Source organism: Paenarthrobacter sp. NyZ202 (assembly GCF_049860755.1).
Taxonomy (GTDB): domain Bacteria; phylum Actinomycetota; class Actinomycetes; order Actinomycetales; family Micrococcaceae; genus Arthrobacter.
Genome location: NZ_CP187556.1, coordinates 3,976,235 through 3,990,051, shown reverse-complemented (window position 1 = coordinate 3,990,051; position 13,817 = coordinate 3,976,235). Strand labels below are relative to the sequence as shown.

Here is a 13,817-nt window from a genome sequence, read left to right as displayed (position 1 = left end):
CATGGGTTGCCCGCAGCACACTGGTGATACAACCCACACCGACGACCCGGGAGAAGCACCCATCATGGCGATTCCTACTCTGCGTAACTTCGTTGGCGGAGCCTTCCTTGACGCCGCCGACAAGACATTTGAAAAGATCAGCCCTGTCGATGGCAGCGTGATCGCCTACGTTGCCGAGGCCGATCGGGGCACTATCGACATGGCGGTGAAGGCCGGACGCAGCGCACTCCAAGGACGTTGGGGGAATTCCACAGTCAACGAACGGGCAGCGCTGCTGCGTCGTATCGCCGATCGCATCGAGGCGCGTTTCGATGACCTGCTCGCTGCCGAAATCGCGGACACGGGCAAGCCGGAACAACTTGCGAGGGACCTCGACGTAGCCCGCGCAGCAGCAAATTTCCGCGCATTTGCCGACATCATTGCCGCCGAAGGCCTGGACTCCTTCCTCACCGAGCTTCCCGACGGTCGGCGGGCCCTGAATTACGCTTTGCGCCGGCCCCTGGGAGTTGTTGCCGTAGTAGTGCCGTGGAACCTCCCCCTGTTGCTGCTGACCTGGAAAGTGGCTCCGGCAATCGCCTGCGGCAACGTGGTGATCGTCAAGCCCTCGGAGGAAACGCCGTCGTCTGCGACGTTGCTGGCTGAGATCATGGCCGAGGCGGGCGTGCCCGACGGGGTGTTCAACCTGGTCCATGGTTTCGGCCCCGGTTCGGCCGGCGAATTCCTGACCACGCATGAAGGCATCGACGGAATCACCTTCACGGGGGAATCCTCCACCGGTTCAGCCATCATGCACGCTGCAGCGGCCCACGTTCGCCCGGTTTCCTTTGAGCTCGGTGGAAAGAATGCCGCCCTCGTTTTCGCAGACGCCGATGTAGAGGCTGCGGTGGACGGCCTCACGAAATCCATCTTCACCAACACCGGGCAAGTCTGCCTCTGCACCGAGCGTGTCTACATCCAGCGTCCCATCTTTGACGATGTCGTAGCTGGACTTTCTGAGCGCGCCAGAGGCCTGACGCTCGGTCAGCCCATGGATCCCCGGACCACCACCGGACCACTGATCTCCCTTACTCACAGGCAAAAAGTTCTCTCATACCTCGAACGCGCTAAGCAGCTAGGCGGTGAGGCGATTGTGGGCGGTGGGATCCCCAATCTGGGCCACGAACTCAGTGGTGGCGCTTGGATTGAACCCACGCTATGGACCGGGCTCAGTCACGACGCACCCGTGATGCGCGAAGAAGTCTTCGGCCCCGTCGCGGGCCTGATTCCCTTCGACAACGAAGAAGAAGCCGTACGACTGGCCAATGACACCAAATACGGCCTTGCCGCCGCTGTTTGGACCACCAACCTGGAGAGGGGACACCGGGTCGCCGGTCGCATGAATACAGGCATCACCTGGGTCAATACATGGTTCCTGCGCGATTTGCGCTCGCCTTTCGGCGGAGCCGGGCTCTCCGGCATCGGCCGCGAAGGGGGAACCCATTCCCTGCACTTCTACACCGAGCCCACGAACGTGTGCGTAAACCTGAGCGAGGCAACACGATGACCACAACCCACCCGGACCAAATAATCAACGACATCGCACGCAAACTCGACCAGGCTCAACGCGAGGGTGTGGCCATCAATCAGTTTGGCGACCTGCTCTCGCTTGAAAGTGCCTACAAAGTGCAGTCGGAATTGCTTAGCCTTCGCCTGGCCCGCGGCGAGCAACTTTCAGGTGCGAAGCTCGGGTTCACCAGTCAGGCGAAAATGGCGCAGATGGGCGTGAAGGAAGTGATCGTCGGCTTCCTGACCTCCAGCATGCAAGTGAACGAGGGCGAACAGCTGCCGTTGACCGGGTCCGTCCACCCACGGGTCGAACCTGAAATCGCGTTCCGCTTCGGCCAACCCGTCCCACCGGACGCGTCAGAGGAGCAGATCCTTGCAAGCGTGGACGCAGTCGCACCTGCGCTGGAAATCATCGACTCGCGCTATCTCAACTTCTCCTTCAGCCTCGCCGACGTCGTTGCCGACAATACGTCCGCCAGTCGCTACGTCCTCGGCGAGTGGACTTCGTTTACGGACGATCTTGCCGGCAGGACCGTAACACTGCTCGTGGACGGATCCATCACCGAAACCGGAACCACCTCAGCAATCCTCGGCGACCCCATGAACGCGCTTCGGGCGTTTGCACGGATGTATCCGCGCCACGGAACCGGCCTTCCTGCCGGTGCGGTACTTCTGGCAGGTGCGGCCACCGCTGCGGTTCCCCTCCCGCCAGGATCCACCATCACGGCCATTGTGGCCGGCATCGGCGGCGTTGAACTGGAGACGGCGGGAGCCGACTCATGAGCGGGGCCAAACTCATCGGGGAGATGGCAGGGCCCCGAGGCCGTTTCCCACACGTCAAGACTGCCGGTGATTTGATCTACGTTTCCGGAACGAGCAGCAGGCGACCGGACAACACTTTCGTTGGTGTCGACGTCGATGAACTGGGCACCACAAACCTGGACATCCGCGCACAGACCCAGTCCGTCATCGAGAACATCGGACGCATCCTGCAGAACGTTGGCGCCTCCCTGGACGACGTCGTGCAGATCACTACTTTCCTGGTCAACATGAATGACTTTGGAGGCTACAACGAAGTATATGGACAGTATTTCGACGAGGAAGGGCCCGCCCGCACCACAGTCGCAGTCCATCAACTTCCCCATCCACACCTTCTCATCGAAATCCAGGCGATAGCCCACAGGCGGCAACCGCCGGCAACACCAACACAACACCCGGAAGAACAAGGAGCAGGACAATGACCAAGAGCACCAACAAGACGAGCATCCTTCCCGTCTTCAACTTCCAGCAGTGGCTGGCCGAAAACGAGGCTTCGTTGAAGCCACCGGTGAATAACAAAGCAATGTGGACCAAGGTTGATGACTTCATCGTCCAAGTGGTCGGGGGCCCGAATCAGCGCACCGATTTCCACGTTGATCCCTACGAAGAGTGGTTCTACCAGGTAAAGGGCAACATGCACGTCAACGTCGTTACCGACGAAGGCGTCAAGCGGGTTGACGTAAAGGAGGGCGAGATGTGGCTGCTCTCGGGCAACATTCCCCACTCGCCCCAGCGACCGGAAGCCGGCTCCATCGGCATTGTCATCGAACGCATCCGGGAGGAAGGGACCACGGAGAAGTTCCAGTGGTACTGCCTCGAATGCTCCGACCTCATCCACGAGGTCGAACTCCAGGTCCGGGACATCGTCGAAGACCTGCCGCCCGTGTTCGAACAGTTCTACGCCAGCGACGCTTCGGCGCGCACGTGCAAGAACTGCGGGGCCGTCCACCCCGGCCGGGGCTAAGCAACCCCTCCGGAAAACGCACCAAAGGAAAAGATCCCAGTGACCAACCTTTCACCCACCATCGACGTCCACACCCACTACGTGCCGAACGGGTGGCCTGACCTCGGGCAGGAAACAGGCGGAAACGGCCCCTGGCCGTGGCTGCGCAGCGACTCGGAACGGGAAGCGATGCTCATGCTGGGCTCCGCTGAATTCCGCCCCCTTCGCTCGAACGCCTGGGCGGCCGAAGAGCGCCTCGCGGCGATGGACGCCGATGGTGTGGACGTACAGGTTGTCTCACCTACACCGCTGTTCTTCTCCTACGCCCGCGACCCTCAAGAAGCAGTGAAGGTCAGTCGGATCTTCAATGATTTGGCGTTGGAGGTCTGTGATCCAGCACCACAGCGCCTGATCCCGTTCTGCCAGGTACCCCTGCAGGACACGGACGCCGCGTGCCGGGAACTTGACCGATCGCTGGAGAACGGCCATGTCGGCGTCGAGATCGGCAACCACGTCGGCGACCGCGACCTGGACGATGAAGGCATCATCACGTTTCTCCAGCACTGTGCGGACCGCAACGCAGCTGTTTTCATACACCCCTGGGACATGCCCACTTCACCTCGACTCGAACGATGGATGGCACGCTGGTTGGTGGGCATGCCCGGGGAAACACACTTGTCCATACTTTCGCTCATCCTCGGTGGGGGCTTCGACAGGCTACCCGAGCACCTGCGCCTCTGCTTTGCCCACGGAGGTGGATCCTTTCCTTACTGGGTAGGCCGCATGGACAACGCCTGGCACCAGCGCCCGGACCTTATCGCGACATCCGAGTTCCCCCCATCGCATTACCTGAACCGGTTCAGCGTGGACTCCGTGGTTTTCAATGACGCCTCTTTGCGGCTCCTCATTGACGTCATGGGAAGCGAACACGTCATGCTCGGCTCCGATTTCCCGTACCCCTTGGGTGAAAGGCCCGCGGGAAACCTGATCAGGCAGGCTCCCTTCCTGACCCACCAGCAACAAAGTCAACTCCTGAGCAAGAACGCTCAAAAGTTTCTCGGAATGGACGTCGACGCTGACGTCCGGATCTTCACCGGAACACAGGCCAGTGCTTGATGGCTGACCAGCAGGATCCCCGCCGTCGTGGATCCTTGCCCCACCACACCCCCCTTTCCACCAGGAGACGCTCATGTCACAAAAAGCCCTAGGCGCGTCCGGCGCCAAAAGCCCCGGAATCAAGCGCTATGTCATCGCATCGCTCGTTGGGAATTCGCTCGAATGGTACGACTTTTTCCTTTATGCGACGGCGGCCGCCATCGTCTTTGGAAAGCTCTTCTTCCCGTCAGGCACCGATCCGCTGGTGGGCACCTTGGGAGCCTTCGTCGGCTTCGCCGTGGGATTCGCCGCCCGTCCGTTTGGTGGCATACTTTTCGGCCACATCGGCGACCGTATCAGCAGGAAAACTGCCCTGGTCATGACACTGAGCATCATGGGCATCGCCACTTTCCTGATGGGCCTCCTGCCCACGTATCAGCAGGTAGGCATCTGGGCTCCCATCATGCTTGTGGTGCTTCGCGTCCTTCAAGGAATAGCTGCCGGCGGCGAGTGGGGAGGAGGCGTTTTGATCATCAGCGAAAACTCCTCGGAAGAACGCCGCGGACTGTTTTCGGCGTTCAGCCAAGGGGGAGTCACCCTCGGGTTCGTCCTCGCCTCTGCCGCCTTCTACCTCGCACAATTGCTCCCGGAGGAGCAGTTTATGGCTTGGGGCTGGCGCCTGCCGTTCCTCCTGAGCATCCTGTTGTTCGGCGTCGGCATGTACATCCGTTTCCGGCTTCCGGAGACGAAAGAATTTGAGCAGGTCAAGTCCGACGGCGACAGGGCCGCCTTGCCGGTCTGGACCGCGCTGCGTACCCACCCGAAGGAAATCCTGGTGGCCATGGGTCTCCGGGTTGCCGAAAACGGTGGCTCGTACCTGCTGCTGTCATTCTCCTTGGTCTACGGCGTGCATGTGGGAGTCGAACGGGGAACGCTGCTGTTGGGCGTCATGCTCTCGATGCTGTTTGCGTTCTGCACCATCATTTTCTTTGGGCATCTATCCGACAAGATCGGCCGCCGAAAAGTCTACGCAATTGGGGCCACCGCACTGGCACTCATGGCCTTCCCCTTCTTCTGGCTCATCGACTCGAACTCGCCAGGCCTTATTGTTCTCGCCTACTTCATCGGAAACGGAATTTGCCACGCCGCAATGATCGGGGCCCAGCCCGCCTTCTTCCACGAACTGTTCAGCCCCGAAGTCCGCTATTCAGGAATGGCACTGGGCCACGAAGTAGCAGCTGTTTTTGCCGGCGGACTGGCACCATTCATCGCTACCGCACTCCTGCTGACCTACAACAGCTCAACGCCGGTTGCCCTGTACGCCCTCGGCCTGGCGGCCATCACCCTGATTGCGCTGGCCTTCTCCAAGAACGTGGGCCAAAACCGTACACCTGCTCCTGATGCCCACGTGGACGTGCACGAAGTCAACGTCGCACCCCGATAGCCGTCAGCCCCGGCCGACTCCACCCCACTGAACAGGAAAGAACCAACCATGGCAGTATCCATCATTGCTACCGGCGAGTCCCCGTATACGCGGCATCCCCAACCCGGGACCACTACATCGGGCACCATTGCCGATGCAGTGGGCCGTGCACTCAAAGACGCCGGACTTTCTCCCAGCGATGTAGACGGCTTTGGAGTATCCAGCTTCACGCTGGATCCGGACCACGCCATCGACCTCGCGTGGAGGATGGGTTTGAAGCTGACCTGGCTCATGCAAGACACCAACGGTGGCGCCAGCGCCGGTAACATGCTGCAGCACGCCGTCCACGCCATCGAAGCGGGCGATGCCTCGGTAGTTGTACTCGCAGCCGGCGACCTTATGGACGGTGACGCCTTCGCCAACCTTGTTGCCAAGTACAACAGGGCAACGGCTGACCACTTGACCCCCTTGCCCATGTCAGGCCCGAACGCACTCTTTGCCATGCTGACAACCCGCCAGATGGAGAAGCTTGGCTTGGCCCGGGAGGACTATGGCCGCATTGCAGTGGCCCAGCGGGAATGGGCGGGCCTGAACCCAGGGGCCGTGTACCGCACACCTTTGACGCTTGAGGAGTACCTTGCCGCTCCTTTGGTTGCCGAACCCTTGGGCCGCTTTGACTGTGTTCCGCCTGTCACAGGTGCCGACGCCGTTGTGGTCGTTGCGGATGAGAGGGCAAACGGACAGCGAAGGGCGAAGATTCTTTCGACCACCGCTTCCTACAATCAGGACAACCAAGCGGGCGATGGTCTGGTCACCGGTTTGCGGTATTGCGCACCTTTGGCATGGGAGAGGGCGGGGGTCTCTCCAGAGGATATGGACGTCCTCAGTGTCTACGACGACTATCCGGCCATGGTGGTCGCCCAGCTCGTAGACATGGGAGCGGTGGCAGAGAACGCGGACATCCCGGAATTCATCCGGGCACGCATTCTCTCCAGGGAGCTGGCCCTTAACACCTCAGGAGGGCAACTCTCCGCAGGCCAGGCAGGATCTGCCGGCGGTATGCATGGCTTGGTGGAGGCCACGCGGCAGTTGCTGGGACAAGGAGGAGATCGGCAGGTGCAAGCGAGACTGGCTGCAGTCAGCGGATATGGGATGGTGCTGTACCGCTACGGTGCGTGCGCAAACCTGGCAGTGTTGGAGGCTTCGGAATGAGTGCTGTTTTTCAAAGATGCGTCAATTGCCGCAAGGCCTACTTCCCGTTCCGGCTCATCTGCTCCAGATGTTCCAACACTTCCTTTGTTGAAGACGACGTCGACTCCGGAGTGGTCGAAGCGGTCACCTTGCTCTCGAGCGGGCAGCAGACAGCTACCGTCGTCTGCCCGGAAGACGTTCAATTCATTGCCCGGATTCTGGGTGGGACCGTCAAAGCAGGCGACAGTATCGACCTCACCAACACTGCCAGCGAAGAAACTGCCCTGGTTGGCTACGTACCTTTTCAGAGAAATAAAGCCTAGGAGAACCATGTCCGAAGATACCTACACCGCAGGTTCGGTTGCCGCCTCGATGACGGTCCCTGGCCTGTTGATGAACCGGGCAGAGAAGCTCCCGAACGCGCCGCTTATGCGCTGCGGTTCAGTCCGACGGGATGGCCGGCAAATGCTGGAAGCCGTCGCCCTCGCGGGAGGAGTGCTGCTGAATCATGGCATTCGTCCGGGTGACCGGGTTGCTCTGATGTCCAGCAACCGCATCGAACTTCTTGATCTCATCCTGGGGTGCGCATGGGTGGGAGCAATTGCTGTTCCCATCAATACGGCCGCACGAGGAGAACAGCTCCATCACATCCTTGCCAATTCCGAGTCATCACTCCTTGTTACGGAGTCGACGCTGCTTGAACATGTGGACAGGCTTTCGGACCTTCCTGCATTGCGGCAGATCTGGCTGTTTGACGAAGCAGCTTCAGCCCTTGACAGTCGCTACCCTTTCACGGGCTTGCCCAAGGCAACTTCCCCTGTTGAGCCTGCGCCCGTACTACCCGGGGACACGGCAGCGATCCTTTACACTTCCGGTACCACCGGAGTGTCCAAAGGTGTTCAATGCCCGCATGGGCAGTTTTACTGGTGGGGCGTAAATGTCTCTCGTCAGCTTGAAATCACAGAGGCAGACGTTCTGTACACCTGTTTGCCGCTTTTCCATACAAACGCCCTGAACGCGTTCAGCCAGGCATTGGTCAGCGGTGCCGAATACGTCCTGGGACCCCGATTCTCGGCCTCGCGGTTCTGGTCGGATGTTCACAGCGCAGGCGCGACATTCACGTATCTGCTCGGTGCCATGGTGAGCATCCTCGCCAGCAAACCACCTACTCCACTGGACCGGGCGCACGGAGTGGTCGCCGCGCTCGCGCCGGCAACACCTGCCGGGTTGTTGGCCTCTTTCCGCGAACGGTTCGGGATCACCCTCATGGACGGCTACGGCTCAACCGAAACCAACTCCATCGTGGCCTCCAGCCGGAGCGAACAAAGGCCCGGTTACATGGGGAAGGTACAGCCGGGATTCAGTGCGCGCATCGTGGACGAGTACGGGCTGGAGGTCCCGGCCGGGGAGCCGGGCGAGCTGTTGCTGCGCAGCGACCAGCCCCATGCGTTCGCAACCGGCTATTACCGGATGCCCGAGGCCACGGTCACGGCTTGGCGGGACCTTTGGTTCCACACCGGAGACCGCGTCGTGGTGGAACCAGACGGATGGGTGCGGTTCGTCGACAGGATCAAGGACGTTATCCGTCGCAGGGGCGAGAACATATCTTCAGCCGAAGTCGAACAGGCACTCCTCGAACATCCCCTGATCAGTGAAGCGGCGGTCTATGCCGTGGATTCTGAACTGGGCGAAGACGAAGTCATGGCGGCGATCATCACCAAGGGCCCTGTTGATTTCGGCGAGATCTCGGCTTTTTGCGAACCCCGGCTGGCCAAGTACGCGATCCCGCGGTTCATGCGTGTGGTCCCGGACCTGCCAAAGACCGAGAACGGAAAAGTGCGGAAGGCCGTGCTGAGGGAGGAAGGTACTGCGGCGGCCCAATGGGACAGGGAACTGCTGCAGCACCACCAGCCCACCCCGGTACTGAACTCCGTGGGACATGGATAGGCCAGGAACGATCACGCGCTGATAGGAACAACAATGCATACAACCGCCAACGCCACGGAACGCGAAGAAGTCCTGCACGGTTTTGCCCAGGAGCTGCTCACCGCCACAGTTACCCGAGCCCCGGTGCCACCCCTGCGTGACCGGATCGCGTCCATGACCATCCAGGATGCGTACGAGGTGCAGGCCGACCAATTGAAGCAACACCGGGCAGCCGGTCGGGTTCTCGCCGGGAGGAAAGTCGGCTTGACCTCCCAAGCCATGCAAGCACAACTTGGCGTCGACTCGCCCGACTTCGGTTTCTTCTTCGAAGACATGGTCCATCACGACGGAGCACAAATCCCCAGCGACAGTTTCATCTCTCCAAAAGTTGAGCCAGAGTTTGGTTTCCTGCTCAAAGAGGCACTCCAAGGCCCCGGTGTCACCTACCAGCAAGCAGTTGATGCCGTGGAAGCCGTCTACCCTGCGATCGAAATCATCGATTCACGCATCGCTGACTGGAATATCCGATTGGTGGACACCGTGGCGGATAACGCTTCCTGCGGCGCCATCGCAGTTGGCCGGACGCCGCTGGATATCCGCGTCGACGAACTCAAACAGGTTGAATGCACCCTGCGCATTGACGACCATCCGGTGGAAACCGGTACTGGCCAGGCTGTTATGGGTGACCCCATCCTGGCGCTGGTTTGGTTGGCCAACATTTTGGGAGAACAAGGCGTTGCCTTGGAAGCCGGACACCTTGTTCTCCCGGGATCATTCACCAAGGCCCTTCCGGTGGTTGCTGACAGCAGCGCGACCGCCGACTTCGGCGACCTTGGATCCCTGACAATCCACTTCACCTAGCCCATGCATAACAACGGCTACCAATCAAAGGAAACCCACATGGCCAAGAAAACCGCAGCAATCGTCGGTTCAGGCAACATCGGGACCGACTTGATGTTCAAGATCATGCGACGCTCGAAAAACGTCGAAGTCAAATACATGATCGGCATCGACCCCAACTCTGACGGCCTTGCCCGCGCAGCCCGCCTCGGCGTGACAGTCTCTTCAGAAGGAGTCGAGTGGCTGCTGGCGCAGGAGGACAAACCGGACTTCGTGTTCGAATGCACGTCCGCAAAAGCCCATGCGGCGAATGCCCCCAAGTACCGCGAGGCGGGCATCCGGGCCATCGACCTGACTCCCGCAGCGGTGGGCCCCTACGTCGCTCCCGTGGTCAACCTGGAATTGATCGACGACGCCATGAACGTGAACATGATTACCTGCGCCGGCCAGGCCACGACGCCGATCGTTGCGGCGATTTCTTCGGTGGTTCCGGTGGATTACGCAGAAATCGTGGCATCCATAGCGTCGAAGTCGGCTGGTCCGGGTACACGGGCCAACGTTGATGAGTTCACCGAAACCACCGCAGAAGCACTCCAAGTTGTCGGTGGTGCCAAGCGGGGCAAAGCCATCATCATCATCAACCCCGTGGAACCGCCCATGATCATGCGGAACACCATTTACTGCGCAATACCGGCAGTGGCTGCCGAACCGGGAGAGACCCAGGAACGGATCCGGGCCGCCATCAACGAGGCCGTTGAGAAGACGCGGGAATACGTTCCCGGATACGAACTGCGGGTCGAACCGCAATTCGATACCGCCCGGGACGATTGGAAGGGTGCCGGAAGGGTTGGCGTCTGGGTGCAGGTAAAAGGTGCCGCAGACTACCTTCCCGAGTACGCCGGCAACTTGGACATCATCACCGCTGCCGCCACCCGAACCGCAGACCTGCTTGCCGAAAAGATGGACGAGCAGGAGCTTGTTGCTGCTTCCACCCAGAACACCAGGAGCCAGTCATGACCCTTCCGGAAAAAAATGGTTACGCCGTCCGCCTGACGGATACCACTTTGCGCGACGGTTCCCACGCCATGAGCCACCGGTTTACGGAAGCGCATGTGCGAAGCGTCGTCAGGGCGCTCGACGATGCCCGCGTGGACGTCATCGAAGTGACCCATGGAGACGGCCTGGGCGGTTCGTCCTTCAACTACGGGTTCTCACTGACCCCGGAACTGGACCTCATCAAGGCCGCCGTGCATGAAGCCAAGCGGGCCCGGATCGCGGTGCTCATGCTTCCCGGCCTCGGCACCATCCACGACCTCAACAAGGCACACGACGCCGGCGCTTCAGTAGCGCGGATCGCGACGCACTGCACGGAGGCAGATATCTCTACCCAGCACTTCTCCCGTGCGCGGAAGCTGGGCATGGAGACCGTGGGTTTCCTCATGCTGTCGCATCGGGCGAGCCCGGAGGAGCTGGCCAAGCAGGGCCGCATCATGGCCGACTCGGGATGCCAGTGCGTTTACGTAGTCGACTCTGCCGGTGCCCTGATCCTGGAAGGTGTTGCCGAGAGGGTCGCCGCCCTGGTGGCAGAACTGGGCGACGACGCGCAGGTGGGGTTCCATGGCCACCAAAACCTGAGCTTCGGCGTCGCCAATTCAGTCTTTGCCGTGCGCGCCGGTGCACGGCAAATCGATGGCACGCTTGTGGCTCTCGGGGCCGGAGCAGGCAATTCCCCAACCGAAGTGCTCGCTGCAGCATTCGATCGGCTCGATATAACCACTGGTGTCGACACCCAAGGCCTGATGGCTGCCGCTGAAGACATCGTCAAGCCCATCATCACCCGCATGCCCGTCATGGACCGTGCATCCATCATGCAAGGCTACGCAGGCGTCTACTCCTCGTTCCTCATCCATGCAGAGCGGGCAGCGGAACGCTACGGAGTGCCGGCCTGGCAGATCCTTCAGGAAGTCGGTAATGCCGGCTACGTGGGGGGACAGGAAGACATGATCGTCGATGTGGCGTTGAATCTACAGGCAGCCGAAACCAACTGAGAAGCCCTGTCATTCCCGGGTGGGTAGCCCACATCGTGCCAATGCCTCCCTCGCGGCACGTGGTGCTGCCGCTCCTTACGGGAAGTACGTGCCGGTTGTTGCCGTCATGGTTCCGGCCTTGGTGGACCCGACAGGGCCGGACTAGTCCTCGCCCAAGGTGATGCCGTGCAGGAAGGCGGCGTCGTGAAGGACATTCTCCGGGAGGTCGTCCTCCACGAATTCCATCATGATGTCCAGGTCCTGGCCGTTCCCGCGCAGCACGTCGGATACGGTCTGCCACAACAGTTTCCGCGCCCGCAGCGGATGGCGTTCCGCCTTGGGCCCCCACGAAAAGCAATGCACACCCACCACGTGCGGCAGGACGTGGTGAAGCGAGTCGAGCGCCTGCTGGTCGGAAAGCCCGACGGCGGGCTGCCAGTAGGTGCCGATGTTGGCGTGGTCCACGCGGCGCAGCAACTCCAGGGTGGTTTCCGGTGTATCAGTGAGGGTATTGCCGTGGTACTCGAAGGCGATGGTGATGCCATGTTCTTCCGCCAGGCCCGCAATCCGCTGGGAGTCGCTGACTACCGATTCCCAGTGTTCGTCGGTGGCCTCATGGCTGCCGACGTCGCCGGCCCAGACACGGATCCTCGGTGCGCCCAGGGTCGTGGCCAGATCGAGGAGGTGGTCGAAGCCGGCGAAGGATCCTGCCCGGTAGTAGGAGCCCAGAGACAGGACGCGAAGCCCTGCCTCTTCACCCGCCTTCCTGGCGTGTTCGGCGGAGTCCGTGTCCTTGATGTGCACGTCCGTGCCCCACTCAATGCCGGCCAGGCCCGCTTCGGCGGCTATACGGACCACCTCGTCGATCCCTTTGTCCCTGAGGGTGACGGAGCAAATGCCCGGCGTGAGGTCTGGCAGCGTTGTGAGGTCGATCATTGGTTCAGGATAGCTGGAATGCGCTTACCCGCGAAGAGCGAGGAGTCTGTCCGGACAAAAGCGAACACGGTCAGGAGGACTTGTTCAACGTCCGGCCCATGATGGCCTGGGTCAGGGCATCGATGACCTCGGCGTTGGCCAGGGGGTTCCTGATGAGCGTGAAATCGACATCTCCCACCGGCGGCAGGTCGAAGCGCTGGGTGATCACTTTGAGATCCTCCGGAACCAGCGAGGCCGGCATGACGGCTACCCCGATGCCCGCGCGGACGGCGGCCAGTACGCCACTGATCTGCTTGGTGCTGCAGGTGATCCGCCAGGTCCTTCCGGCTGCCTCCAAGGCGTCGATGGCCAGCTTCCGGCTCAGGCTGGGAGCCGGGTACGCGATCAGCGGCACGGGAGCGCCGGGTTCGAGTACGGTCTGTTCCAGACCCACCCAGGCGAAATTGTCATGCCGCACCACGGTCCCTTCCTTGGCTCCCGCCACCCACTTCACAAAGACCAGATCCAGTTGACCGGCATTGAGCCTCTTGTAGAGCTGGTCGCTCTGGCTCACGGTCAGCTCGAGGTTGATCTGCGGGTACAGCTGCCTGAACTCACGCAGGATCCGGGGCAGGCCTGTAATGGCGAGGTCGTCGGCGGTGCCGAAACGGAGTCGTCCGCGCATCGCCGAACCCGAGAAATATCGCGACGCAGAGTCGTGGGCCGCCAGGATGCTCCGGGCGAAGCCGGCCATGGCGTCGCCATTGTCCGTCAGCCGGACCTCGCGGGTGTCCCTGGCTACGAGGACCCTCTTCGCTGCCGCCTCGAGCTTGCGCACGTGCTGGCTGACAGTGGGTTGGGCCAGGCCAAGGCGGTCCGCTGCCTTGGTGAAGCTCAGCGTTTCAGCGACGGCCAGGAATGAGCGCAGCTGGACGGGTTCGAACACGCAAAACTCCTTTGAGTGCTTGCCGCGACAGGGGCCAAAGTGCTGCTCCAGCGCTGGACGATCATTGCATTCCGCAATGCTACTTATAGGCCCAATAGGCTTCCACAATTGCTGCAGGCAACCATAGCGTTAAAGCCATCCCACCGA

At 61.1% G+C, this 13,817-nt stretch carries 15 protein-coding genes; 13 read left to right on the top strand and 2 right to left on the bottom strand.

Annotated features, from left to right (window positions below):
• The first annotated feature begins 64 nt into the window (after positions 1-64).
• From ACPFL9_RS18525 to ACPFL9_RS18465, 13 genes are all read left to right on the top strand, one after another.
• Positions 65-1,543, top strand: a complete 1,479-nt coding sequence (locus tag ACPFL9_RS18525; RefSeq protein ID WP_426004424.1) for a 2-hydroxymuconic semialdehyde dehydrogenase — start codon at positions 65-67, stop codon at positions 1,541-1,543.
• Positions 1,540-2,328 carry a 2-keto-4-pentenoate hydratase gene (locus ACPFL9_RS18520; RefSeq protein ID WP_426004423.1) on the top strand — a complete coding sequence of 263 codons (789 nt, stop codon included), beginning with the start codon at positions 1,540-1,542 and terminating at the stop codon, positions 2,326-2,328. Before ACPFL9_RS18525 ends, ACPFL9_RS18520 begins: the two co-directional genes overlap by 4 nt.
• Positions 2,325-2,786: a RidA family protein gene (locus ACPFL9_RS18515; RefSeq protein WP_426004422.1), complete on the top strand. Its 462-nt coding sequence runs from the start codon at positions 2,325-2,327 to the stop codon at positions 2,784-2,786. The genes ACPFL9_RS18520 and ACPFL9_RS18515 overlap by 4 nt, the downstream gene beginning before the upstream one ends.
• Complete coding sequence (locus ACPFL9_RS18510) at positions 2,783-3,328, top strand: 3-hydroxyanthranilate 3,4-dioxygenase (protein ID WP_426004421.1); 546 nt, start codon at positions 2,783-2,785, stop codon at positions 3,326-3,328. Before ACPFL9_RS18515 ends, ACPFL9_RS18510 begins: the two co-directional genes overlap by 4 nt.
• A 39-nt stretch (positions 3,329-3,367) precedes the next feature.
• Positions 3,368-4,423, top strand: coding sequence for an amidohydrolase family protein (locus tag ACPFL9_RS18505; RefSeq protein WP_426004420.1), 1,056 nt, complete (start codon positions 3,368-3,370; stop codon positions 4,421-4,423).
• 73 nt (positions 4,424-4,496) lie between these two features.
• Complete coding sequence (locus ACPFL9_RS18500; protein ID WP_426004419.1) at positions 4,497-5,846, top strand: MFS transporter; 1,350 nt, start codon at positions 4,497-4,499, stop codon at positions 5,844-5,846.
• A 48-nt stretch (positions 5,847-5,894) separates the two neighbouring features.
• Positions 5,895-7,037, top strand: a complete 1,143-nt coding sequence (locus ACPFL9_RS18495; protein ID WP_426004418.1) for a thiolase family protein — start codon at positions 5,895-5,897, stop codon at positions 7,035-7,037.
• Positions 7,034-7,339, top strand: a complete 306-nt coding sequence (locus tag ACPFL9_RS18490; RefSeq protein WP_426004417.1) for a hypothetical protein — start codon at positions 7,034-7,036, stop codon at positions 7,337-7,339. The genes ACPFL9_RS18495 and ACPFL9_RS18490 overlap by 4 nt, the downstream gene beginning before the upstream one ends.
• A gap of 7 nt (positions 7,340-7,346) precedes the next feature.
• Positions 7,347-8,963 (top strand): ATP-dependent acyl-CoA ligase, encoded by a 1,617-nt coding sequence (locus ACPFL9_RS18485; RefSeq protein ID WP_426004416.1) that lies wholly within the window; start codon positions 7,347-7,349, stop codon positions 8,961-8,963.
• 33 nt (positions 8,964-8,996) lie between these two features.
• The gene (locus tag ACPFL9_RS18480) at positions 8,997-9,803 is read left to right on the top strand and encodes a 2-keto-4-pentenoate hydratase (protein ID WP_426004415.1); all 807 of its coding nucleotides are present in this window, start codon (positions 8,997-8,999) and stop codon (positions 9,801-9,803) included.
• A gap of 39 nt (positions 9,804-9,842) precedes the next feature.
• Entirely contained in the window at positions 9,843-10,799 is a 957-nt protein-coding gene (locus ACPFL9_RS18475) for an acetaldehyde dehydrogenase (acetylating) (RefSeq protein WP_426004413.1), read from the top strand.
• Entirely contained in the window at positions 10,796-11,830 is a 1,035-nt protein-coding gene (gene dmpG / locus ACPFL9_RS18470) for a 4-hydroxy-2-oxovalerate aldolase (RefSeq protein WP_426004412.1), read from the top strand. Before ACPFL9_RS18475 ends, dmpG begins: the two co-directional genes overlap by 4 nt.
• Positions 11,831-11,849: 19 nt before the next feature.
• Entirely contained in the window at positions 11,850-11,975 is a 126-nt protein-coding gene (locus ACPFL9_RS18465) for a hypothetical protein (RefSeq protein WP_426004411.1), read from the top strand.
• Here the strand turns inward: ACPFL9_RS18465 and ACPFL9_RS18460 are convergent.
• Both ACPFL9_RS18460 and ACPFL9_RS18455 read right to left on the bottom strand, forming a co-directional pair.
• Positions 11,972-12,745 (bottom strand): sugar phosphate isomerase/epimerase family protein, encoded by a 774-nt coding sequence (locus tag ACPFL9_RS18460; protein WP_426004409.1) that lies wholly within the window; start codon positions 12,743-12,745, stop codon positions 11,972-11,974. The two genes, ACPFL9_RS18465 and ACPFL9_RS18460, sit on opposite strands and share 4 nt — an antisense overlap.
• Positions 12,746-12,815: 70 nt before the next feature.
• Entirely contained in the window at positions 12,816-13,670 is an 855-nt protein-coding gene (locus tag ACPFL9_RS18455) for a LysR substrate-binding domain-containing protein (protein ID WP_426004408.1), read from the bottom strand.
• Positions 13,671-13,817 lie beyond the last annotated feature (147 nt).

What these genes read in the sequence shown, in the direction of transcription:
- ACPFL9_RS18525 (WP_426004424.1), top strand. Translation starts at nt 65, where the DNA reads ATGGCGATTCCTACTCTGCGTAACTTCGTTGGCGGAGCCTTCCTTGAC.
- ACPFL9_RS18520 (WP_426004423.1), top strand. Translation starts at nt 1,540, where the DNA reads ATGACCACAACCCACCCGGACCAAATAATCAACGACATCGCACGCAAA.
- ACPFL9_RS18515 (WP_426004422.1), top strand. Translation starts at nt 2,325, where the DNA reads ATGAGCGGGGCCAAACTCATCGGGGAGATGGCAGGGCCCCGAGGCCGT.
- ACPFL9_RS18510 (WP_426004421.1), top strand. Translation starts at nt 2,783, where the DNA reads ATGACCAAGAGCACCAACAAGACGAGCATCCTTCCCGTCTTCAACTTC.
- ACPFL9_RS18500 (WP_426004419.1), top strand. Translation starts at nt 4,497, where the DNA reads ATGTCACAAAAAGCCCTAGGCGCGTCCGGCGCCAAAAGCCCCGGAATC.
- ACPFL9_RS18495 (WP_426004418.1), top strand. Translation starts at nt 5,895, where the DNA reads ATGGCAGTATCCATCATTGCTACCGGCGAGTCCCCGTATACGCGGCAT.
- ACPFL9_RS18490 (WP_426004417.1), top strand. Translation starts at nt 7,034, where the DNA reads ATGAGTGCTGTTTTTCAAAGATGCGTCAATTGCCGCAAGGCCTACTTC.
- ACPFL9_RS18485 (WP_426004416.1), top strand. Translation starts at nt 7,347, where the DNA reads ATGTCCGAAGATACCTACACCGCAGGTTCGGTTGCCGCCTCGATGACG.
- ACPFL9_RS18480 (WP_426004415.1), top strand. Translation starts at nt 8,997, where the DNA reads ATGCATACAACCGCCAACGCCACGGAACGCGAAGAAGTCCTGCACGGT.
- ACPFL9_RS18475 (WP_426004413.1), top strand. Translation starts at nt 9,843, where the DNA reads ATGGCCAAGAAAACCGCAGCAATCGTCGGTTCAGGCAACATCGGGACC.
- dmpG (WP_426004412.1), top strand. Translation starts at nt 10,796, where the DNA reads ATGACCCTTCCGGAAAAAAATGGTTACGCCGTCCGCCTGACGGATACC.
- ACPFL9_RS18460 (WP_426004409.1), bottom strand. Translation starts at nt 12,745, where the DNA reads ATGATCGACCTCACAACGCTGCCAGACCTCACGCCGGGCATTTGCTCC.